Raw genomic sequence first — 21317 nt, forward strand, 5'->3', positions numbered from 1 at the left:
TCACATTTTCGCCCGTGAGGCGAAAACTTGATGGAGGATGGCGCCATGCCGCAGCTTCGCATCGCCCTCGCGCAGGTCAACCCCACGGTCGGGGACCTGGCGGGCAACTCCGCGCTGATCGTCGAGTGGGCCCGCCGGGCGGTCGGGGAGGGCGCGCACGCGGTCGTGTTCCCGGAGATGGCCCTCACCGGCTACCCCGTGGAGGACCTGGCGCTGCGCAAGTCCTTCGGCGCCGCGGCCCGCACCGCGCTCGACGACCTGGCGGTCGCCCTGGCCGAGGCGGGCGCGGGCGACATCGCCGCGTTCGTCGGCTACCTCGACCGCGACGCGGTGGGCCCGCGCAACGCCGCCGCGGTGCTGCACGGCGGGCGGGTCGTGGCCAAGCAGTACAAGCACCACCTGCCCAACTACGGCGTCTTCGACGAGCGCCGCATCTTCCAGCCCGGCCACGAGCTGGAGGTGGTGCGCCTGCACGGGGTCGACATCGGCGTGGTCATCTGCGAGGACATCTGGCAGGAGGGCGGCCCGGTCGCCGCGCTCGGCCAGGCGGGCGTCGACCTGGTGGTCTCGCCCAACGCCTCCCCCTACGAGCGGGCCAAGGACGACCAGCGGCTGCCGCTGGTGGCCCGCCGCGCCGCCGAGGCGGGCGCCCCGCTGGTCTACGTCAACCAGGTCGGCGGCCAGGACGACCTGGTCTTCGACGGCGACTCCATGGTGGTGTCCCTGGCGGGGGAGCTGCTGACCCGCGCCCCCCAGTTCGTCGAGCACCTGGCCGTGGTCGACCTCGACCTGCCCAGCGTGCCGCGCTCCGACGCCGTCGACGGCTTCAGCCTGCGCCGGGTCACCCTGTCCGACGACCCGCTGCCCGCCTACGACCCGCTTCCCCTGCCCGCCCCGGCCGAGCCCCTGCCGGAGGAGGCGGAGGTGTGGTCGGCGCTGGTCACGGGCCTGCGCGACTACGTCGGCAAGAACGGCTTCCGCTCGGTGGTGCTGGGCCTGTCCGGCGGCATCGACTCCGCCGTGGTGGCCGCCCTGGCCGCGGACGCGCTGGGCCCCGACGCCGTCCACGGGGTCTCCATGCCCTCGGTGTACTCCTCCGACCACTCCAAGTCCGACGCCGCCGACCTGGCCCAGCGCATCGGCCTGCACTACGAGGTGCAGGAGATCAAGCCCATGGTCGCCACCTTCGTCGACCAGCTCGGCCTCACCGGCCTGGCCGAGGAGAACGTCCAGGCCCGCTGCCGCGGCGTCACCCTGATGGGCCTGTCCAACCAGCACGGCCACCTCGTGCTGGCCACCGGCAACAAGACCGAGCTGGCGGTGGGCTACTCCACCATCTACGGCGACGCCGTGGGCGGCTTCGCCCCCATCAAGGACGTCCCCAAGACCCTGGTCTGGTCCCTGGCCCGCTGGCGCAACGCCGAGGCCGACAAGCGCGGCGAGACCCCGCCCATCCCCGACAACTCCATCTCCAAGCCCCCCTCCGCCGAACTGCGCCCCGACCAGAAGGACAGCGACTCCCTCCCCGACTACGAGCTGCTGGACGCCGTCCTCGACGACTACGTCGAAGGCGACTCCGGCTACGACGACCTCGTCGCCGCCGGTTTCGAGCCCGACCTCATCGACAAGGTCCTGCGCATGGTCGACAAGGCCGAGTACAAGCGCCGCCAGTACCCGCCGGGCACGAAGATCAGCTTCAAGGCGTTCGGCCGGGACCGGCGGTTGCCGATCACCAACTCCTGGCGGGAGGGCAGGCCCCTGCCGCTCTGACTTCCGGCTGCGCTCTGCTCGCCGCTGCGCGGGCTCCTTCCGGCTGGCGCCGGGGCCGCTGCGCGGGGCTTACCGGCTGCCGCCGGGGCCCCGGCGTTCGCCGGGGATGGCGGGTTGGGTGGGTGGCCCGGTTGGGTGGATCCGCTTGGTCGGGGCCCTATGACGATCATGTGCTGTCGGGCGGGGAAAAGGCGGGCTGAAAAGACGCCCGCCCGTCCCGTTTGGGTAGCACATGATCGTCACCCCCGACCAAGCGGATCCACCCAACCGGGCAGTGCCTGCTGTCCGGGCTCGGCTTGTGGGGGTGGGCGCCTTCTCGCCATTGCCCAGCTCCTACAACCCACGCTGGCGCGGGGGTAGCCCGGGCAAGGGGACCCCTGTTTTCAACGTTAGCGGCGGGGGGCGACGGAACTCGACCCCCGCGGAAGGGCTGTGGATAAACCGCGGGGTGTGGATAGCCCCGTGGGCGTGGCAGCGAACGGAGATCACCACAGAAGCCCGTCGCGGAGCGACCGGCAGGGGGAAGCGGGGGGTCAGCGCTTGGGGGGCTTGGCTGCCTTCACCTTCTTGACCATGGCCCGGACGCGTTGGAGGGCTTGTTCGGCCTCGGAGTCGAAGGGGTTGTCGTGGACCATGTAGGTCCACGTCGAGGTGGGGCGGTTGAGGCCCGCGCCCGCGAGGTCCGCGCCGGAGTCGGTGATGGGGACGGTGTCGAGGGATTCGGCGGCCAGGTCCCCGATCTCCTTCATGATGCCCTTGAACTCCCCGATGGCGACGCGGTGGAACTCGTCGATCGGGGTTTCCCTGGCCAGGGCGCGCAGGTGGATGGTCTCGCGGACGTCGGAGAGGAAGGCCAGGTGCTGGGACCAGCGCTGGTCGAGGTGGAAGAGCAGGATCTGGCGGGCGGCGGTGGCCATGACCTCCTCGGAGTGCTCCTCGACCAGGTCCTTCCAGCGGTCGGGGGAGCGCTCGGCGAGCTGGCGGGCGGCCAGGTCGGTGCGCAGGACGTCGTCGCGGAAGGCCAGGACGAGGTCGCGCTGGCGCTCGACGAGGCGGGTGTAGCGCCAGGTGTTGCGGTGGATGTCGAGGTGGACGCCCTCGGCGACCTTCTGGGCGTGCTCGACGTAGCGGGCGGAGGTGACGTCGTCGAGCCTGCCGTCCTCGCCGGGGATGGAGCCCGGCTCGGCCTCCGGGGCGTACTGCACGACCAGTTCGTCCTCCAGGCTGCAGAAGACCACCGAGCCGCCGGGGTCGCCCTGGCGGCCGGAGCGGCCGCGCAGCTGCGAGTCGAGCCTGCTGCTCGGGTAGTGGCCGCAGCCGATGACGAACAGGCCGCCCAGGGCCGCCACCTTGTCGTGGTCGGCGTCGGAGCCCGCCGCGCCGCCGAGCCGGATGTCGGTGCCGCGCCCGGCCATCTGGGTCGAGACCGTCACCGCCGCGTGCGCGCCCGCGTCGGAGACGATCGCGGCCTCCTCGGCGTCGTTCTTGGCGTTGAGCACCACGGCCTCCACGCCCGCCTCGGCCAGCAGCGAGGCGATCCGCTCGGACTCGGCCACGTCCAGGGTGCCGACCAGGATCGGCTGGCCGGTCTCGTGCCGCGCCACGATCTCCTCGATCAGCGCGGCCTCCTTGTGCTCGACGGTGTCGAACACGGAGTCCTTCTCGTCGACCCGCACGCAGGGCTTGTTCGGCGGGATCACCGCGACCTTGAGCTCGTAGAACTCGCGCAGCTGCTCCGCGACGGCCTGCGCGGTGCCGGTCATCCCGCACACCCGCTGGTACCGGTTGATCAGCCCCTGCACCGACAGCGAGTCCAGCACCTCGCCGGACTCGGTGGGCTTGAGCCGCTCCTTGGCCTCCACCGCCGCCTGCAGCCCGTCCGGCCAGCGCTGGAGCAGCGCGATCCGGCCGCGGGAGGTGTTGATCAGGTGCACCTTGCCGTCGCGGACGATGTAGTCGACGTCCCTGGTCAGCAGGGCGTGGGCGTGCAGGGCGGCGTTCACCGCGGCCAGCCGGTCGGAGTGGTCGCCGGAGTACAGGTCGATGTCGCCGAGCGCCTTCTCCACGACCTTCGCGCCGCGGCCGGTCAGCCAGGCGTTGCGGTTGTCCTCGTCGCGCTCGTAGTGCTGGCCGGGGCGCAGGGTCCGCACGATCGCGGCGACCTCGGGGTCGGCCTGGGCGTCGTCGGTGGAGCCCGCCATCACCAGCGGCACCCTGGCCTCGTCGACCAGCACCGAGTCGGCCTCGTCCACCAGCGCCACGTCCGGCTCCCGGTGCACCAGGTCGGCCACCGAGGTGCACAGCCGGTCGCGCAGGACGTCGAAGCCGATCTCGCTGACCGCGCCGTAGGTGACGTCGCAGGCGTAGGCGGCCCGCCGGTCCTCCTGCGAGGACTCCTGGTCCACCCACCCCACGGACACGCCCAGCAGCTCGTACACCCCGCGCATCCACTCCGCGTCGCGGCGCGCCAGGTAGTCGTTGACCGACATGACGTGCACCGAGCGGCCCTGCAGGGCGTACCCGGCGGCGGCCAGCGCGCCCGCGAGGGTCTTGCCCTCACCGGTGCCCATCTCCACCACGCGCCCGGCCAGCAGCTCCGCCGCCCCGACCAGCTGCATGTCGTAGGGCCGCTGGTCCAGCGCGCGGCGGGCGGCCTCGCGGCCCAGCGCGCACAGCTCGACCAGCGCCTGGGAGTCCAGCGAGGCCTTGCCCGCGACCTTCTCCCGCAGCGCGGCGGCGGCCTCGGTCAGCTCGGCGTCCGAGAGCGCCTCGACCTTCTCCTCCCGCCACCGCACCGAGGCCAGGACGTCCTTGTACCTCTTGAGGTCGACCGTCGACGGCCGCTCCAGCAGGCGCTGGAACCCGCCCTTGACCCTGGTCAGCAACGCAGCCACGACTCCGGCCACCCCTTCGCTCCGTCGAACAGTGACGCAATTCTCGACCCTGGTGTCCAACGTTGGACCACGCCGGGTGAGTTCCGCATCTGGATGGCAGTATCGGGCGCGTGCACCGCCGGACACCCGCCCTCCTCGCCGCCGCCCTGCTCCTGGCCGGGTGCACCACCACCGCGGGGACCCCGGTCGCCCAGACCGAGCGGCGCGGGCCCACCGGCGCGGTGCCGCAGGGGCTGGAGAGGTTCTACGGGCAGTCGCTGACCTGGGAGGACTGCGCCGGCTACGCCGAGACCGACGACGACCGCAAGACCATCACCGCCGACGGCATGCGCTGCGCCCACCTCACCGTGCCGCTGGACTACACCAAGCCCGGCGGCGACACGATCACCATCGGCGTGCTGCGCAAGCAGGCCACCCGGCCGCAGGACCGGATCGGCTCGCTGGTCATCAACCCCGGCGGCCCGGGCGCGGCGGGGCTGAGCACGGCGGCGCGGCTGTCGTCGGAGGCCGGGCTCAACGAGCGGTTCGACTTCGTCGGGTTCGACCCGCGCGGCGTCGGCTCCAGCGACCCGGTCATCACCTGCCTGACCGACCGCGAGCGCGACGAGGAGCGCGCCGAGGACGACGAGGTGGACACCTCCGCCGCCGGTGTCGCCAAGCAGAACGAGGAGAACAAGGACTTCGCCGCCAAGTGCGCCCAGCGCACCGGCAAGGGCGCGGCGATGCTGGCCAACGTCGGCACCCGCGACGTGGTCAAGGACATCGACGTGCTGCGCTCGGCCCTGGGCGACGAGAAGCTGACCTACCTGGGCTTCTCCTACGGCACCCGGATCGGCACCACCTACGCCGAGACCTTCCCGGCCAACGTGCGCGCCATGGTCCTCGACGGCGCCCTGGACCCCTCGCAGGACGTGGTGGACGAGCTGGTCGCCCAGGGCCAGGGCTTCCAGAAGGCGTTCACCGACTTCGTCGGCTGGTGCGTGCAGCGCCAGGACTGCTCGCTGGGCCGCGACGCCTCCCAGGCCCAGGCCGCCTTCCAGGCCCTCGTGCGCCCGCTGGAGACCCGCCCGGTGACCCTGGCCGACGGCCGCAAGCTCTCCTACGGCGACGCCACCACCGGGGTCGTGCAGGCGCTGTACTCCGAGCAGCTGTGGGAACCGCTGAACACCGGCCTCAACGAGCTCAAGCAGAACCAGGGCCGCTACCTGATGCTGCTGGCCGACGCCTACGAGGAGCGCGACCAGACCACCGGCGAGTACTCCAGCACCCAGGACGCCTTCACCGCCATCCGCTGCGTCGACGACCCCCGCGTCACCGACCCGGCCGTCGTCCTGCAGGCCCAGACCCGCTACAAGCAGGCCGCCCCCTTCCTCGACGACGGCAACCCGCCCTCCGCCGCCCTCGACGCCTGCGCCTTCTGGCCCGTCCCCAACACCGGCGAACCCCACCTCCCCCAGGTCCAAGGCCTCCCTCCGACCCTGGTCATCTCCACCACCGGCGACCCCGCCACCCCCTACGAAGCGGGCGTCAACCTCGCCAAGGCCCTCGGCGGCGGCCTCCTCACCTACGAAGCCACCCAGCACACCGCCTTCCTCCAGGGCGACTCCTGCGTCGACGACGCGGGCAAGGCCTACCTGGAGGACCTCACCCTCCCCGCCGCGGGCAAGCGCTGCTCCTCCTGACCAGCGTTCCCCGAACCCACCCCGCGTCCCCGCCTGGTCTGCCTGTTCCTGGAACGGCGTGCGCTGGGCACCCACAACGCGGCGGCGTGTGGGAAACGCGAGTGGGGGGTGCGGCGACTGGCAAGTAGGTTCATCTGGCTGGGGGGTCTTCATGCGGCGCGCGCTCGTCCTCGTCCTGCTCGCCGTCCTGGGGGTGAGCGGCTGCACGGCCGTCGTCCCGGGGACGGCCGAGCCCGGGAAGATCGAGGTGAAGGGGCCCAAGGGGCCGGTGCCCGCCGGGCTGGAGGCGTTCTACGGGCAGGCGCTGGTGTGGCGGGACTGCAAGGCGCTGGGGCGCAGCGCGGCGGCGAAGGCGTCGTTCGGACGGCGCGGGACCGAGTGCGCGATGGTCGAGGTGCCGTTGGACTACGCCGAGCCGGGGGCGCGGGCGATCTCGCTCGGGGTGCTGCGGGTGAGGGCGAGCGGGGAGCACGGGCGCATCGGGTCGCTGGTGATCAACCCGGGTGGGCCGGGGCAGTCGGGGATGGTGGCGGCGGCGATGTTGAGCAGCAGGCTCAGCGACAGCCCGCTGCGGCAGTCGTTCGACCTGGTGGGGTTCGACCCGCGCGGGGTCGGCATCAGCGAGCCGCGGATCACCTGCCTGACCTCGGCGGAGCAGGAGGCGGTCCGGCAGGTCGACGCCTCGACGGTGGAACTGCGGGAGGCGCAGGCGGCGGACTTCGCGGGCAAGTGCGCCGAGCGGACCGGGACCCGGGAGCTGGCCAACATCGGCACCCGCGACGTCGCCAGGGACATGGACGTGCTGCGGTCGGCGCTCGGCGACGACCAGCTCACCTACCTGGGCTACTCCTACGGCACCCGGCTCGGCACCGCCTACGCCGAGGCGTTCCCGCGCAACGTGCGGGCCATGGTGCTCGACGGCGCGGTCGACCCCGAGGCTTCCCTGGTCGACGGGGTGGTGCTCCAGTACAAGGCGTTCGACGCCGCGCTGGACCGCTACCTCGACTGGTGCACCGACCAGTGCGCGGTCAGCACCCGCGACGACCTCAAGCAGCTCGTCGACGACCTGCGGCAGGACCCGGTGGACGTCGGCGGGCGCCGGGTGCTGCCCGAGGACGTCATCACCGCCATCGTCGCCGCCCTGTACTCCGAAGACGCCTGGCCGGTGCTGGAGAGCGCGCTGGACGCGCTGAGCGCGGGCGACGCCACCGAGGTCATGGGCCTGTCCGACACCTACCAGGGCCGCGGTCAGGACGGCGAGTACGACGGCGCCTCCACCGCCCTGACCGCCATCCGCTGCGTCGACGACCCGCCGGTGCGCGACCGCGCGCGGCTCGCCCCGGTGGTCGACCAGGTCAAGGGCACCTTCCTGGCCTACGCCCAACCCCCGCTGCCCAGCCTGGACGCGTGCGCGTTCTGGCCGGTGCCCAACACCAGCACCCCGCACAAGCCCAACACCCCCGGGCTCGTCACCCCGGTCGTCATCTCCACCACCGGCGACCCGGCCACCCCCTACCAGGCGGGCGTGCAGCTCGCGGAGGACCTCGGCGGCGTGCTGGTCAGCTTCCAGGGCAACCAGCACACCGCCTACCTGCAGGGCGACCCGTGCGTCGACCAGGTGGGCGACGACTACCTGATCCAGGCGAAGGTGCCGACGACCTGGCTCACCTGCTAGGGCAGGCCGCAGGCGTGCGCTGGAAGGCGTGCGCCTCCACCCGGTCGAGGTAGCCGAGGGTGCGGTACCAGCCGCGCGGCCACCCGGTCGCCTCCGCCACCAGGAACCGCACGTCGTCGCCCGCCGAGCGGGCCAGGGCCTCGGCCAGCAGCGCCCGGGCGTGCCCGCGGCCGCGGTGCGCCGGGTGGGTGATCAGGTTCTCGAACTGGGCCACCCCGTCGCGCCGGTACAGCTCGCCGCGCGCCACCACCCGGCCCGCGGGGGTGCGCACGCCCAGGAAGGCCACCTCGGCGCCGCGCCCGGCCAGCAGCGACCGGTCGGCCAGCTGCTCGATGTCGGCCTCCGGGTCGTCGGGGAAGTCCGCGCGCCAGTCGGCCAGGAGCGAGGGGCGCAGCTCGGCGAAGGTCAGCGCCTCCACCCTCGCCCGGTCGCCGTGGACCGGCCCACCGCCGTGCACCATCGTCACCAGCCGCTCGTGGGTGCCGTACCCGGCGGCGGCGAACGCGGGCGCCGCCCGCTCGCCCTCGGCCGCGTCGAGGTAGGTGACGAGCCGGTGGCGGCACCCGGCGCCGCCGAGCACGAGGTCCGCGGTGGCGATGGCGGTCTCGGCGTCCACCGGCGCGGTCACCACGAGCCGGTTGTGCGCCCAGGACACCGGGAAGTCGTGCTGGAGCAGCGCGTACCCCCACGGCAGGTCGACCACCTCGGTGGCCTGGGCGCGGGCGAACTCGCGCTCGAACCGGGCGACGCGCCCCAGGGCGCCGTCCACGCCTACGCCGCGGCGGGCACGGGCCCGTCCTGTGCCCGCTCGCGCACCACCACCGCCAGCGACAGCAGCGCGCCCGCCGCGCACACCACCGCCGTGATCAGGAAGATCTCGGTGTACTGGGTGAGCAGCGCGCCTTCCAGCGCCGACTGGTACTCCCGCAGCTCGCGCTCGGCGGTGGCCGGGTCCTTGCCGAACGGGAACGGCGTCACCAGGCCCGCGGTGAGCGAGTGGAACCGGTGCAGGCCCCACGCCGACAGCGCGGCGAGCCCGACGAGCATGCCGGTCATCCGCGCCACGACCACACCCGCGGACGCCACGCCGTGCCGCTCGGAGGGCACCGCCTTGAGCACCGCCGCCGACAGCGGCGCGATCACCAGCCCGAGGCCCAGCCCCGCCACCACCAGGTCGGTGTCGACGTGCGACAACCCCGGGAACCAGCCCGCGGCCAGCGGGTCCTTGGGCCAGGTCGACATCAGCAGGTAGCCCGCGGCGGCGATCGCCATGCCCGCCAGCGACACCACGCGCTCCCCGACCCGGTTGGCCAGCCACCCGCCCGCCAGCGCCCCGACCGGCAGCGCCACGAGGAACCGCAGCAGCAGGAACACCCCGCCCTGGTCGTCGCGCCCGAGCAGGGTCTGCGCGAACAGGTCGACGTCCACCAGGGTCACCATCAGCGCGGCGCCCGCGGTCACCGAGACGCCCAGGGCCGCCAGGAACGGCCGCAGCTGCACCCCGGCGGGGTCGATCAACCGCGTCTTGGCCCTGCTCTCCCACACCAGGAACAACGCGAACGCGACCCCGGCGCCGATCAGCGCGGGCACCCCCCAGCTCGGCAGCACGGCGTTGCGCGGGTCCGGGTTGTAGAGGCCCACCACCGCCAGCGCGAGCGCCACCGCCAGCAGCAGCCCGCCGCCCACGTCCACCTTCGTGCCCGACTTCTCCGCCTTCGGCACGCTCACGTGCACCGCGACCATGGCGAGCACGGCCAGCGGGACGTTCACCCAGAACACCCCGCGCCAGTCGGTGACGGCCGCGATCGCGACCCCGTAGAGCGGCCCGAGCACGCTGCCCAGCTCCTGCGCCCCGCCCACGGCGCCGAGCACCGTCGCCCGGTCGCGGCTGGCCCACAGGTCCGCGGCCAGCGCGAGGGTCACCGGCAGCAGCGCGCCGCTGGCCACCCCCTGCACCACCCGCCCGGCGACGAGCACGCCCAGGTCGGCGGCCAGCGCGGTGACCACCGACCCGACCAGGAACCCGGCCAGGCACACCTGCAGCAGCGCCTTGCGGCCGAACCGGTCCGAGGCCTGCCCCAGCAGCGGCATCGCCGCGATGTAGCCGAGCAGGTACCCGGTCACGATGGGCGTGACCTGCTCCAACCGGTTCACCGGGATCTGCAGGCTCTGCATGATCTGCCGCAGCAGGCTGACCACCACGTAGGTGTCCAGCGCGCCGAGCAGGACCGCCAGGCCCCCGGCCCCGATCGCGATGCGCCGCCGCCGCCCCATCAGTTGGGCGCGCTGATCGTGACGGGCTTGCCGACGTCGCTGATCCGCAGGTCCACAGTGGCGGTCTGGTCGCCCTGGGGCACCTGCACCTGCGCCTTCGTCGGCCGCTTCGACGACGGGTCCACCCACACGTCCAGCTCGACGTCCTGGTTCACCCCGGGCACCACGTCGGTGATGGCGTCCTTGGCCACCCGCCCGTGCACCTTGTACCCGTCGTCGTCCTGCCCGGTGGTCCTCGGGTCCTGCACGCTGTCGAGCACCTTGGCCACCCCGCCCTCCGGGTCGAGGATCGCGGTCGGGTCGTAGATGCTGGTCACCAGCCCCGCCGACAGCTTCTGGTACCCGCCGGTCGGCCCCTGCAGGTACAGGTCGTCCTTGGTCAGGACGAACTTCCCCTCGATCAGCTGCCCGAACGCGGTCAGCTTCACCGACCCCTGGGCCCCCTGCTCCCGGTTGATGTCCCCCTCGGCGTTCTGCACCGGGATCCCCGAGATCGACCCGTTCACCTGGATGCTGAAGTGCGCCGTCTCGATCTTCCGGGTCTCCTGCGCCGCCCCGCTGAGCAACGCCTTCCCGTCCGGCAACCCCGCCCCGCCCGCGGGCGCGTCCCCCTCCGAGGTGCACCCGCCCGCCACGACGGCCAGAGCGCACACCCCCACCAACAACCTCAGCCGCATCGCCATGCGCGCGATGGTAGGGCGTCTCCCCTGAGACCCGCCCGACCTCATCACCATTGCGCACCTGATGAGCGCTCCCCCACCCGAAAGTGCGCCCCACCCCCCAAAGCAGCGCCGGGGGATGTCTCGAACCCCGACACGAGACCAGGGCGAGGTGGCTACGATTTGGCGCAGGGGTGATCCGGGGGGAGACCTGACATGAGCACGGGGGATGCAGCACGCCTGACCGCCATAGGCGCATCGGTGAACGCCTTCGCGCAGTCGGCAGCGGCAGGCCACTTCGCAGTCAATGAAACAGGCGGCCAAGCCCTGCTGTCCGCCATCCGCCGGTTGGCTGGCTGGATCGAGGAGCAACGCGCCTCGCTCGTGCGGTTGGAGCAAGAACCGCTGCTCGGGGGGAGCAACTCAGCCAAGGTGATGAGGCCTTATGTTCAGCAGGTGGCCTCGGACCCGCAGGGCTTCGTCACTCAGCTGATGGCGCTCTACGACTCGCTGGGCAAGGCCGACAAAGCGATCTGCTCCGCGATGGCCAACTACCACGATGTCGACAACACGATGGCGAGCCGCTTGGGCTCGGAGGAGGGCTTGTGAGGGCCGGGCGATTGCTGGTCGTGTCCGTGGTGGCTGTCACGGCTGGGTGTTCGACCGCCACCCCCGGGCAGCCGGTGCCGCAGGAGGTTGGGGCGGCGCCGAGCGCGTCTGGGAGCGCTCCGGTCGACCTGGCCGACCTCGACCCCTGCGGGCTGCTCACCGAGTCGGCCCGCGCGGAACTCGACGCCGCGCCGGGCAAGCGTGCTCGCGATCTGCCGTCTTCCACTGGTTGCCAGTGGAAGGTCAACCCAGGGGCGGCCATCTCCGAGAGCTACACCGTCGACGTCGCCATCTATCCCGAGCTGGGCACGGACCGGATCACCTCGACCGGGGCCAAGACACCCATGTCGGTGAACTCCCGGCCCGCGGTCCGCTTCCTCGGCGCCGGGGGCAGCGTCTGCGTCATCTCCTTAGAGGTCAGCGCCACCTCTCGCGTCGACGTCAGCGCCAACGGTGCGGGCACGAACGACGGGGCGCTGCTGTGCCCGCGGGCGGAGACGGCGGCGGAGTTGATCGAGCCGGAACTGCCGCCCGCGAGCTGAGAGGGATTCTGATGGGAGCGCGTACCGCGTTCGTGGCGCTAGCCCCGGTGGTTCTTGCAGCGGGGTGCACCAGCGGTGTTGCTGGTCAGGCGGTGCCGCGGGCGGTGGGGGCAGTCCCGGGTGCGTCTGAGAGCGCGCCGGTCGACTTGTCCGACCTCAACCCGTGCGACTTGCTCACCGGTGCGGCACGTTCCGCCCTCAACGCCGCGCCGGGCAAGCGCGCTCGCGACCTGCCCTCCTCCACGGGGTGCCAGTGGAAGATCAACCCTGGTGCGCCCATCGCTGAGAGCTACACCCTGGGTATCGCCATCTATCCCGAGCTGGGGACCGGTCGGATCAACTCGACCGGGGCGAAGACGCCCACGTCGGTGAACTCGCGCCCGGCGGTCCAGTACCTGGGTGCCGCGAACAGCGTGTGCGTCATTTCCCTTGAGGTCACGGCCGCCTCTCGGGTTGATGTCACCGCGAACCGTGCGGGCAGTGGTGGCTCGGAGGTGTGCCCGCAGGCGAAGGCGGCGGCGGAGTTGGTCGAGCCGGAACTGCCGCCCGAGGGCTGAGGAAGATCCTGATGAAAGCGCGACTAGCGCTAGTTGCCTCCGCGTTGATGGTCCTTGTCGCGGCATGCACCAGTGAAGCTGCTGGTCAGCCGGTGCCGCAGGGGACAAGCGGCCAGCGCCCGCCGACGTCCGTCGGGCCCGGCAGCCCTGACTTGGCCGACCTCAACCCCTGCGACCTTGTGACCGACGCGATCAGCACCGAACTCGGCACCGGCCCCGCCGAGCGCGCCCGCGACCTCAAGTACTCGACGGGCTGCCGCTGGAGGGTCACCAAGGACACCTCCGCCACCAGCTACACCCTCGGCGTGGCCATCTACCCCGAGTTGGGCACCGACCAGATCAACGCCACGGGGGCGAAGACACCGATGTCGGTGAACTCGCGCCCGGCGGTCCAGTACCTCGGTGCCGCGAACAGCGTGTGCGTCATCTCCCTGGAGGTCACCGCCACCTCCCGTGTCGATGTCACCGCGAACCGCGCTGGCAGTGACGGCTCCGAGGTGTGCCCGCAGGCGAAGGCGGCGGCGGAGTTGATCGAGCCGGAACTGCCGCCCAAGGGCTGAGGAAGATCCTGATGAGAGCGCGCCAAGCGCTGGTTGCCTCCGCGCTGATGGTCCTCGCAGCGGCATGCACCAGCGGCGAGGCTGGGCAGCCGGTGCCGGGGGAGGTTGGGGCGGCGCCGAGCGCGTCTGGGAGCGCTCCGGTCGACCTGGTTGATCTCGACCCCTGTGCGCTGGTCACGCCCTCGATCAGGTCGCGGCTGGGGGTCAGGGGGGAGGCGGATGAGGGTGGGACTGCATCGGCGCGGTCGTGCCAGTGGACGGTGGAGCGGGGGAGTGCGCGGGACAGCTACGTCCTCGGGGTGGCGGTCTTCCCGACGCTGGGGTTGGACGAGGTGAGCGCGTCGGGCGGGGTGGCCGATGTCGAGATCGGGGGGAGGCGGGCGCTGCGGTCGCTGCGGCTCAACGGGACGGTGTGCGCCATCTCCCTTGAACTCACGGCGACCTCGCGGGTCGACGTGCAGGCCAACAGCGCGACCCAGCGCGACGGGGCGCTGCTGTGCCCGCGGGCGGAGGAGGCCGCTGGGTTGATCGAGGCGGAGCTGCCCTAGCCCGGCTGGAAGGTCTTGCGGTAGGCCAGCGGTGACACCCCGATCGACGTGCGGAGGTGTTGGCGGAGGGAGGCGGCGGTGCCCAGGCCCGCGGCGGTGGCGACGCGGTCGACGGGCCAGTCGGTGGTCTCCAGCAGGTGGCGGGCGTGGTGGAGGCGTTGTTGGAGGAGCCAGGCGCCGGGGGACAGGCCGGTCTCGGCGCGGAAGCGGCGGGAGAAGGTGCGCACGCTCATGGCGGCGTGGGTGGCGAGGGTGGCCAGTTCGAGGGGGTGGTCGAGGCGCTGGAGGGCCCAGTGGCGGGTGGCGGAGGTGCCGCCGCCGGGGGTGGGGAGGGGGCGGTCGATGAACTGGGACTGGCCGCCCTCGCGGTGGGGTGGGACGACGCAGTGGCGGGCGGCCCGGTTGGCGGCTTCGGCGCCGACGTCGCGGCGGACCAGGTGCAGGCACAGGTCGACGCCCGCGCCGAGGCCCGCTGAGGTGAGCACGTCGCCCTCGTCGACGAAGAGCACGGACGGGTCGAGCGAGACCCGGGGGTAGAGGGCGCGGAAGTCGTCGGTGTAGCGCCAGTGGGTCGTGGCTCGGCGGCCGTCGAGGATGCCCGCGGCGGCGAGGACGAAGGCGCCGGTGCAGATGGACACCATGCGGGTGCCGGGGCGGACCAGGGCGAGCGCGGCGGCGAGGTCGGGGGGCAGGGTGCCCTCGCGGCGGGGTCCGGGGCACAGGGTGCCGGGGACGATGACGGTGTCGGCGGTGGCCAGCGCCTCCGGGCCGTGGTCGAGCAGGGCGGTGAAGCCGCTGGTCATCCGCACCGGCCGCGCGTCGACGCCGCAGACCAGGACCTCGTAGTGGGGGGAGCCGTCGGCGGCCACCGCCGAGCGGAAGATCTGCGGCGGGATGGCCAGGTCGTAGCCGACCGCCTCGTCGACGGCCAGGACGACCACGCGGTGCACCATGGCCGGATCCTTGCACATGTTGGCGCTCCGGCCACTTCCCGAGCCCGCCCGCGTCGCGCAAGCTCTGCTGCGTGACGCAACTCCAGAGCACCCGGGCGGCGAACCGCTGGCCGTGGTTCGTCGCCGCCGTCGCGTTCGTGGCGCTGGTGGGCGCGGCCGGGTTCCGGGCCGCGCCCAGCGTGCTGATCGAGCCGCTGCACGCCGAGTTCGGCTGGTCGACCAGCACCATCTCGGCGGCGGTGTCGGTCAACCTCGTCCTCTACGGGCTGATCTCGCCGTTCGCCGCGGCGCTGATGGAGCGCTTCGGGATGCGCCGGGTGGTGGCCTGCGCGCTGCTGCTGGTGTCGGCGGGCAGCGGGCTCACCGTCTTCATGGACGCCAGCTGGCAGCTGCTGCTGCTCTGGGGCGTGTGCGTGGGCGTCGGCACCGGGAGCATGGCGCTGACGTTCGTGGCCACGGTCACCAACCGCTGGTTCGTGCGGCACCAGGGCCTCGTCAGCGGTGTGCTCACCGCCGCGGGTGCCGCGGGCCAGCTGGTGTTCCTGCCCGTCATCGCCGCCCTGGCCGAGGACCACGGCTGGCGCCCGGCGTCGCTGTCGGTGTCGTTCGCCGCGCTGGCCGTGGTGCCGCTGGTGGTCATCGCCCTGCGCGACCGGCCCGAGGACGTGGGCACCACCGCGCTCGGGGCCACCCCCGAGGACGCCCCGCCGCCCGCCGCGCACCCCGGGCGGGCCGCCACCCGGGCCGTCACCGTGCTGCGCCAGGCCGTGCGCGTGCCGACGTTCTGGCTGCTCGCGGGCGGGTTCGCCATCTGCGGCGCGTCCACCAACGGGCTCATCGGCACCCACTTCGTGCCGGCCGCCCACGAGCACGGCATGCCCGTCACCACCGCTGCGGGTCTGCTCGCCCTGGTCGGCCTGTTCGACGTCGTGGGCACGGTCCTGTCCGGCTGGCTCACCGACCGCGTCGACCCGCGCTACCTGCTCGGCGCCTACTACACCCTGCGCGGCGCCTCGCTCATCGTGCTGCCCAGCCTGTTCGCGCCCACCACCGAGCCGCCGATGTGGGCGTTCATCGTCTTCTACGGGCTGGACTGGGTCGCCACGGTGCCGCCCACGGTCGCCCTGACCCGCCGGGTCTTCGGCGCCGACGGCCCGATCGTGTTCGGCTGGGTGTTCGCCGCGCACCAGGTGGGCGCCGCGGTGGCGGCCACCGGCGCCGGGTTCATCCACGACCACCACGGCGGCTACGGCCCCGCCTGGTACACCGCCGGGGCGCTGTGCGCGGTGGCGGCGGTGATGTCGCTGCGGATCGGGTCACAGCGGCGGGCCGCGGCAGCGCCCGGCTTGTCCTGACAATTACGCTGCGGGCATGGATCGCCAGCAAGAGTTCGTCCTGCGCACGCTCGAGGAGCGCGACATCCGGTTCGTCCGGTTGTGGTTCACCGACGTGCTCGGCTTCCTCAAGTCCGTCGCCGTGGCACCGGCGGAGCTGGAGGGGGCCTTCGCCGAGGGCATCGGCTTCGACGGCTCGGCGATCGAGGGCTTCTCCCGGGTGTACGAGTCGGACATGGTCGCCAAGCCCGACCCGGCCACCTTCCAGGTCCTGCCCTGGGAGACCCCGGAGGGCGAGCCGTACTCGGCGCGGATGTTCTGCGACATCGCCATGCCCGACGGCTCGCCGTCGTGGGCCGACCCCCGGCACGTGCTGCGCCGGGCGCTGTCGAAGGCCAGCGAGGCCGGGTTCACCTGCTACGTGCACCCGGAGATCGAGTTCTTCCTGCTCAAGAACCTGCCGGTGGACGGGACCGAGCCCGAGCCCGCGGACAACGGCGGCTACTTCGACCAGGCCTCGCACGCCGACGCGGTGCACTTCCGCCGCCACGCCATCGAGACCCTGGAGGCGATGGGCATCTCGGTGGAGTTCAGCCACCACGAGAACGCCCCCGGCCAGCAGGAGATCGACCTGCGCTACGCCGACGCGCTCACCATGGCCGACAACGTGATGACCTTCCGGTACGTGGTCAAGGAGGTCGCGCTCACCCAGGGCGTGCACGCCTCGTTCATGCCCAAGCCGTTCGCCGACCAGCCCGGCTCGGGCATGCACACCCACCTGAGCCTGTTCGAGGGCGACCAGAACGCCTTCTACAACAGCGCCGACCCCTACGAGCTCTCCGACACCGGCAAGGCGTTCGTGGCGGGCCTGCTGCGCCACGCCAGGGAGATCTCCGCGGTGACGAACCAGTGGGTGAACTCCTACAAGCGGCTCATCGTCGGCGGCGAGGCCCCCACCGCGGTGTGCTGGGGCCACGCCAACCGCTCCGCCCTGGTCCGGGTGCCCAACTACTCGCCGAACAAGTCCTCCTCCCGGCGGGTGGAGATCCGCTCGCTGGACTCGGCGTGCAACCCGTACCTGGCCTACTCGGTGATCCTGGCCGCGGGCCTCAAGGGCGTGGCCGAGGGCTACCCGCTGCCGCCCGCGGCCGAGGACGACGTGTGGTCGCTGTCGGACCGCGAGCGCCGCGCCGCCGGGTACGCCAACCTGCCGCAGAACCTGGGCGAGGCGCTGGCGGAGATGGAGAACTCCGAGCTGCTCGCGGAGACCCTCGGCGAGCACGTCTACGACTACTTCCTGCGCAACAAGCGCACGGAGTGGGACGCCTACCGCCGCAGCGTCACCCCCTACGAGCTGCGGACGCTGCTGCCCGTCCTGTGAACTCCGGGCGACGGGCGGGGCTCAGGCGTCGCGCTCGGGCGGGGTGACCGGTTAGGTTGGCCGGGTGCCAGACGCCGTCGAGCCCGGTGCGGTGACCGCCTGCACGGTGGTGCACCGCGCCGACCTGCCCGCCGCCCGGGAGACCGCCCGGACGTTCCGCGCGCAGCACCCGGGCGCCGCGTTCGTGACCCTGCTGGTCGACGCCGAGGACCCGGACGCGCTCAGCCCCGCCGACCTCGGCGTCGGCCCGGGGGAGCTGGCCGCGCTGGCCACCGGGCACACCGCCGAGGAGGCCTGCGCGGCGCTGCGGCCCCGCCTGCTGGAGCAGCTGCTCGACCAGGGCGCGCGCGCCGTGCTCTACCTGGCCCCCCGGGTGCGCGTGCACGCCCCGCTGGTGCGCGTGGTCGACGCCCTGGCCGACGCCGCCGTGGTGCTGGTGCCCAAGGTGCTGCGCCCGCTGCCCTCCGACGGCCTGCGCCCCACCCCCGCCGACCTGCTGGCCGCGGGCGTCTACGACGACGGCCTGCTGGCGGTGGCCCCCGGCGCCGAGCAGTTCCTCCAGGCCTGGGCCGAGGCGTGCCTGGCCGACCCCGGCCGGGCCAGCGCCTTCCTCGACAGCGCCCCCGCCCTGGTCGACCACCGCGTCCTGCGCGACCCCGGGCTCGCGGTGTCGCGGTGGAACGCCGGGCAGCGCCCCCTCGGCCGCGACGCCGACGGCAACCTGACCGCGGGCGGCGCCCCGCTGCGCACCCTCGACCTCACCGGCTTCGACCAGCGCAAACCGTGGCTGCTCACCGCCGCCTACGCCGAGCACCCCCGGGTCCTGCTCTCCGAGCACCCGCTGCTCAACCAGCTGTGCGCCGAGTACGCCGAGGACGGCGACCCGCCCCCGGCCACCACCCGCTTCGGCTGCCTGCCCGACGGCACCACCTTCCCGCCGTCGCTGCGCGCGGCCTACCGCGCCGAGCGCCCGCCCGCCGCCGGGGTCGACGCCGCCGCCTTCCTGCGCTGGGCCTGCGCCTGCCCGGCCGACCAGCCCGACGCGACCCGCTGGGCGCTGGCCCTGTGGACCGACGACCCGGACCTGCGCGAGCGCTTCCCCGAGCCGTTCGGCGCCGACGCCACCGCCTACCGCGACTGGTGCGCCGCCGACGGCGTGCTCACCGGGCGCCTGCACCAGCGGGCCGTGCCCGGCCAGGCCGCCGACGTCGCGCTCATCGACCAGATCGGGGTGTCGGTGGTGGGCACCGGCCCGCTGGCCGACCGGCTCCGGCTCGCCGCCGCGGCCTCCGGCCTGCCCACCTCCGACGACCCGGTGTACCCGGTGGTGCTGGCCACCGACGGGGTGGCGGGCATCCCCCGGCAGCGGCACGTGGTGGTGGTGCGCGAGGAGTACGGGCCGGTGCCCGTCCGCGCCGACGAGCGCTGGCTGGTCTGGCCCGCCACCTCGCCCGCCCCCGATGGGGTGGCCACGCACACCGTCCCGCTCCCGGTGGCCGACCCCGGCGCCCGCGACGACCTGGCCCGCGACGAGGCCCGCGCGCACCTGGGCCTGGGCGCCGAACCCGCCTTCGTCGCCCTGGCCGACCAGGCCGATGACGTGCTGGCCGCCTTCCGCGCGGCCTTCCCCACCCGCGACGACGTGCGCCTGCTGCTGCTGGTGCCCGACGCGCTGGCGCGCACCGAGGCCGCCGAGCGCCTGCGGCTGTCGGTCGCGCACGAGCCGCGGGTGCGGCTGGTCACCGAGGAGGGCGCGTTCGCCCGCGCCGCCGACGCCGCGACCTGGGCCGTCTCGCTGCACCAGCCCGGGGACCCGCACACCGCCCGGGTGAACCGCTGGCTCACCGGGCTGTCCCTGCGCGGGGTGCCGCTGATCACCGTCGGCGGCGGCACGGCCGCCGAGCTGCTGCACGGCGACGGCTGCGTGGTGCTCCCGGTGGACGAGTTCGCCGCCGACACCATGGTCGCCGGGGCCGTCCGCGACCTCGCCGACGACCACGTCACCGCCGACAAGCTCGGCCAGGCCGCCCGCGCCCACCTGCTCGACGCGCTGGCCCCCGCCGCCACCGGCGAGGTGGTGCGCCGCCGCGTCGAGCTGGCCTACCGCAGCTGGCGGGCCGGCCGGGCGCTGGCCACCGCCGCCGAGGACGACCCGCTGCGCGCGCTGCGGGCCGCCCGGCACGCCCTGCACCGGCGCCCGGACACCGAGGCCGGGTACAAGATCCCGATGGCGCCGCAGCTGCGCCGCGCGGTGCTGCGGGTGCTCGCGCACTACGACTCGCACCTGACCTCGGTGCTTGGCTCGCTGGTCGACGGCATCGAGCGCACCGCGGTCGAGCTGGTCGAGCGCCAGGAGCGGTTCGCCGCTCCCGACTCCGACCTGCTGCGCGCCGACCTCGACCTGGTGGTCGACCGGACCTCCGCGCTGGGGCGGCAGGTGTCGGCGGTGCACGACGAGGTGCTGCGGCTCAAGACCGCCGGGGTGGGCCCGCTGCCCCCCGCGCCTGTGCCGGACGAGGTCGCGCAGCTGCGCGACGCCCTGGCCGCCGCGCAGACCCGGATGGACGCCCTGGAGGCCAGGCTCTCGTCGGGCCAGTCGTCATCGTGGGCCGCCGACCACGCGCTGCGGGCGACCGACGCCCTGCGCAGGGTCGTTGTGCGGCAACAGGAACGCGCGCACCCGACGGACACGGCCAGTTCGCTGGTGCTGTGCGACGCGGGGTTGCTGCGGTTGCCCGCGCGCGACTCGGTGATGTCGGCGGTGCTGTCGAGCAACGGGGTGTGGGAGCCCGAGGTGTGCGACCTGGTCGACGCGCTGATCGAGCCGGAGAGCGTGTTCCTCGACATCGGCGCGTACGTGGGCTACCACGCGATCCGGGTGCTGAGCAGGCTCGGCACCGCGGGCACGGTGGTCGCCGTCGAGCCCGACCCGGACGCGGTGGCGCTGCTGCGGCACAACGTCGAGGAGAACGTGGCGGAACCGGTGGCCGCGCGGCTGGGCGTCGTGGCCGCCGCCGCGTGGGACGCCCCGACGACCCTGGCGGGGTCGCTCGCCGCAGGGGGCGGGCTCTCGGTTGCGCCGTCCGTGGCGCCACCTTCGGCCGAAAGTGTGACCACGGATACACCCGGTGATGTCACTGTCCCGGGCGTGCGGCTGGACCGCGAGCTCGACGCCGTGGCGGCCGCGTCCGGGCAGCGGTTGTCGGTCGTGAAGGTGGACGTGCCGGGCCGCGGGCACCGGGCGCTGGGGGGTCTCGTGCGGCGGTTGCGCAAGGACCGGCCGCACGTCATCTTCGGCATCGACGGGCCGATGACCAGCGGTTTCGGTGACGACCCCGCCGTGGTCCTGCGGGAGTTCCAGACCTGGGGCTACGAGCTGGTCCCGCTGGGTTCCGAGGTCGCGGCGGGGGTCGGCGAGGTGGTCGCCGCGGTGTCCTCGGGCGCGCTGCGCACGGTGTGGCTCCGACCGGTCACAGGCCGCTGACCAGCCGATTTGACTTCGCATTTCGACGTGGGTAACTTTCTCCATGTCGCACGGAGCGCCGGACGGAAAGCCCCCAGGGGCCCGGACGGAAACCGGGACGGAACACCTTCGGGTCGAGCGGGTTGACACCGCGAACCGAACCGGGTAGAGTTCTGCGGCGTTGCGAGAGACTGAAACCCTGCGGGTTCTTCCCCGCGGCTAGCGCGGTCTTGAGCGAAAACCAACGTGGCAATACCAGCCTCGGATGAGGCCGCTCCGGATTCGGAGTCGGTTGAAACGGTGTGCGTGTGTTGTTTGAGAACTCAACAGTGTGCCGATTTAAGCCAGTAGAGCTTGAATATGAAATCCCTGTCAGGGATTTCCTTTGAGATGACTCTTTATGAGTTGTCAGGACA

Annotated in this window: 16 protein-coding genes; 11 read left to right on the top strand and 5 right to left on the bottom strand. The window is 73.1% G+C overall.

What is annotated here, in order from left to right; translation table 11 throughout:
• Positions 1–45: 45 nt before the first annotated feature.
• Positions 46–1770 (top strand): NAD+ synthase, encoded by a 1725-nt coding sequence (locus BJP25_RS30420; RefSeq protein WP_075978407.1) that lies wholly within the window; start codon positions 46–48, stop codon positions 1768–1770.
• 533 nt (positions 1771–2303) lie between these two features.
• Here the strand turns inward: BJP25_RS30420 and secA2 are convergent.
• A complete protein-coding gene (gene secA2, locus BJP25_RS30425) occupies positions 2304–4664 on the bottom strand; it encodes an accessory Sec system translocase SecA2 (RefSeq protein WP_084794722.1) in 2361 nt (786 codons plus the stop codon).
• Between the two features lie 110 nt (positions 4665–4774).
• On the opposite strand from secA2, the gene BJP25_RS30430 reads away from it, so the two are divergent.
• Both BJP25_RS30430 and BJP25_RS30435 read left to right on the top strand, forming a co-directional pair.
• Entirely contained in the window at positions 4775–6346 is a 1572-nt protein-coding gene (locus BJP25_RS30430) for an alpha/beta hydrolase (protein WP_075978408.1), read from the top strand.
• A gap of 151 nt (positions 6347–6497) precedes the next feature.
• Positions 6498–8021: an alpha/beta hydrolase gene (locus BJP25_RS30435; RefSeq protein ID WP_075978409.1), complete on the top strand. Its 1524-nt coding sequence runs from the start codon at positions 6498–6500 to the stop codon at positions 8019–8021.
• Here the strand turns inward: BJP25_RS30435 and BJP25_RS30440 are convergent.
• Genes BJP25_RS30440 through BJP25_RS30450 form a run of 3 tightly spaced genes read right to left on the bottom strand, consistent with a single transcriptional unit; the run spans position 8011 to position 10978 of the window.
• Entirely contained in the window at positions 8011–8790 is a 780-nt protein-coding gene (locus BJP25_RS30440) for a GNAT family N-acetyltransferase (protein WP_084794723.1), read from the bottom strand. The genes BJP25_RS30435 and BJP25_RS30440 overlap by 11 nt on opposite strands.
• 2 nt (positions 8791–8792) lie before the next feature.
• Complete coding sequence (locus BJP25_RS30445) at positions 8793–10295, bottom strand: MFS transporter (protein ID WP_075978410.1); 1503 nt, start codon at positions 10293–10295, stop codon at positions 8793–8795.
• The gene (locus tag BJP25_RS30450; protein WP_075978411.1) at positions 10295–10978 is read right to left on the bottom strand and encodes an LppX_LprAFG lipoprotein; all 684 of its coding nucleotides are present in this window, start codon (positions 10976–10978) and stop codon (positions 10295–10297) included. The genes BJP25_RS30445 and BJP25_RS30450 overlap by 1 nt, the downstream gene beginning before the upstream one ends.
• Positions 10979–11170: 192 nt before the next feature.
• Between BJP25_RS30450 and BJP25_RS30455 the strand changes: the two genes are divergently transcribed.
• From BJP25_RS30455 to BJP25_RS30475, 5 genes are read left to right on the top strand one after another with little or no spacing between them, the layout of a single operon-like run.
• Positions 11171–11563 (top strand): hypothetical protein, encoded by a 393-nt coding sequence (locus BJP25_RS30455; RefSeq protein WP_075978412.1) that lies wholly within the window; start codon positions 11171–11173, stop codon positions 11561–11563.
• A complete protein-coding gene (locus BJP25_RS30460) occupies positions 11560–12105 on the top strand; it encodes a DUF3558 domain-containing protein (RefSeq protein ID WP_075978413.1) in 546 nt (181 codons plus the stop codon). Before BJP25_RS30455 ends, BJP25_RS30460 begins: the two co-directional genes overlap by 4 nt.
• 11 nt (positions 12106–12116) lie before the next feature.
• Entirely contained in the window at positions 12117–12662 is a 546-nt protein-coding gene (locus BJP25_RS30465; protein ID WP_075978414.1) for a DUF3558 family protein, read from the top strand.
• A 47-nt stretch (positions 12663–12709) separates the two neighbouring features.
• Positions 12710–13222 carry a DUF3558 domain-containing protein gene (locus BJP25_RS30470; protein WP_158075732.1) on the top strand — a complete coding sequence of 171 codons (513 nt, stop codon included), beginning with the start codon at positions 12710–12712 and terminating at the stop codon, positions 13220–13222.
• A gap of 47 nt (positions 13223–13269) precedes the next feature.
• The gene (locus tag BJP25_RS30475; RefSeq protein WP_233158360.1) at positions 13270–13770 is read left to right on the top strand and encodes a DUF3558 domain-containing protein; all 501 of its coding nucleotides are present in this window, start codon (positions 13270–13272) and stop codon (positions 13768–13770) included.
• Here BJP25_RS30475 and BJP25_RS30480 read toward each other — a convergent pair.
• Positions 13767–14723: a GlxA family transcriptional regulator gene (locus BJP25_RS30480; RefSeq protein WP_075978417.1), complete on the bottom strand. Its 957-nt coding sequence runs from the start codon at positions 14721–14723 to the stop codon at positions 13767–13769. The two genes, BJP25_RS30475 and BJP25_RS30480, sit on opposite strands and share 4 nt — an antisense overlap.
• Positions 14724–14794: 71 nt before the next feature.
• Here BJP25_RS30480 and BJP25_RS30485 point away from each other — a divergent pair, with 71 nt between their 5' ends.
• The 3 genes from BJP25_RS30485 (at position 14795) to BJP25_RS36400 (ending at position 20922) form a co-directional block, all read left to right on the top strand.
• On the top strand, positions 14795–16078 hold the full coding sequence (locus tag BJP25_RS30485) for an MFS transporter (RefSeq protein ID WP_075978418.1): 1284 nt from the start codon (positions 14795–14797) through the stop codon (positions 16076–16078).
• 16 nt (positions 16079–16094) lie between these two features.
• Complete coding sequence (glnA, locus tag BJP25_RS30490) at positions 16095–17438, top strand: type I glutamate--ammonia ligase (protein ID WP_075978419.1); 1344 nt, start codon at positions 16095–16097, stop codon at positions 17436–17438.
• Between the two features lie 64 nt (positions 17439–17502).
• Positions 17503–20922, top strand: a complete 3420-nt coding sequence (locus BJP25_RS36400) for an FkbM family methyltransferase (protein ID WP_075978420.1) — start codon at positions 17503–17505, stop codon at positions 20920–20922.
• The last annotated feature ends 395 nt before the right edge of the window (positions 20923–21317 follow it).

This window comes from Actinokineospora bangkokensis, assembly GCF_001940455.1.
GTDB lineage: Bacteria > Actinomycetota > Actinomycetes > Mycobacteriales > Pseudonocardiaceae > Actinokineospora > Actinokineospora bangkokensis.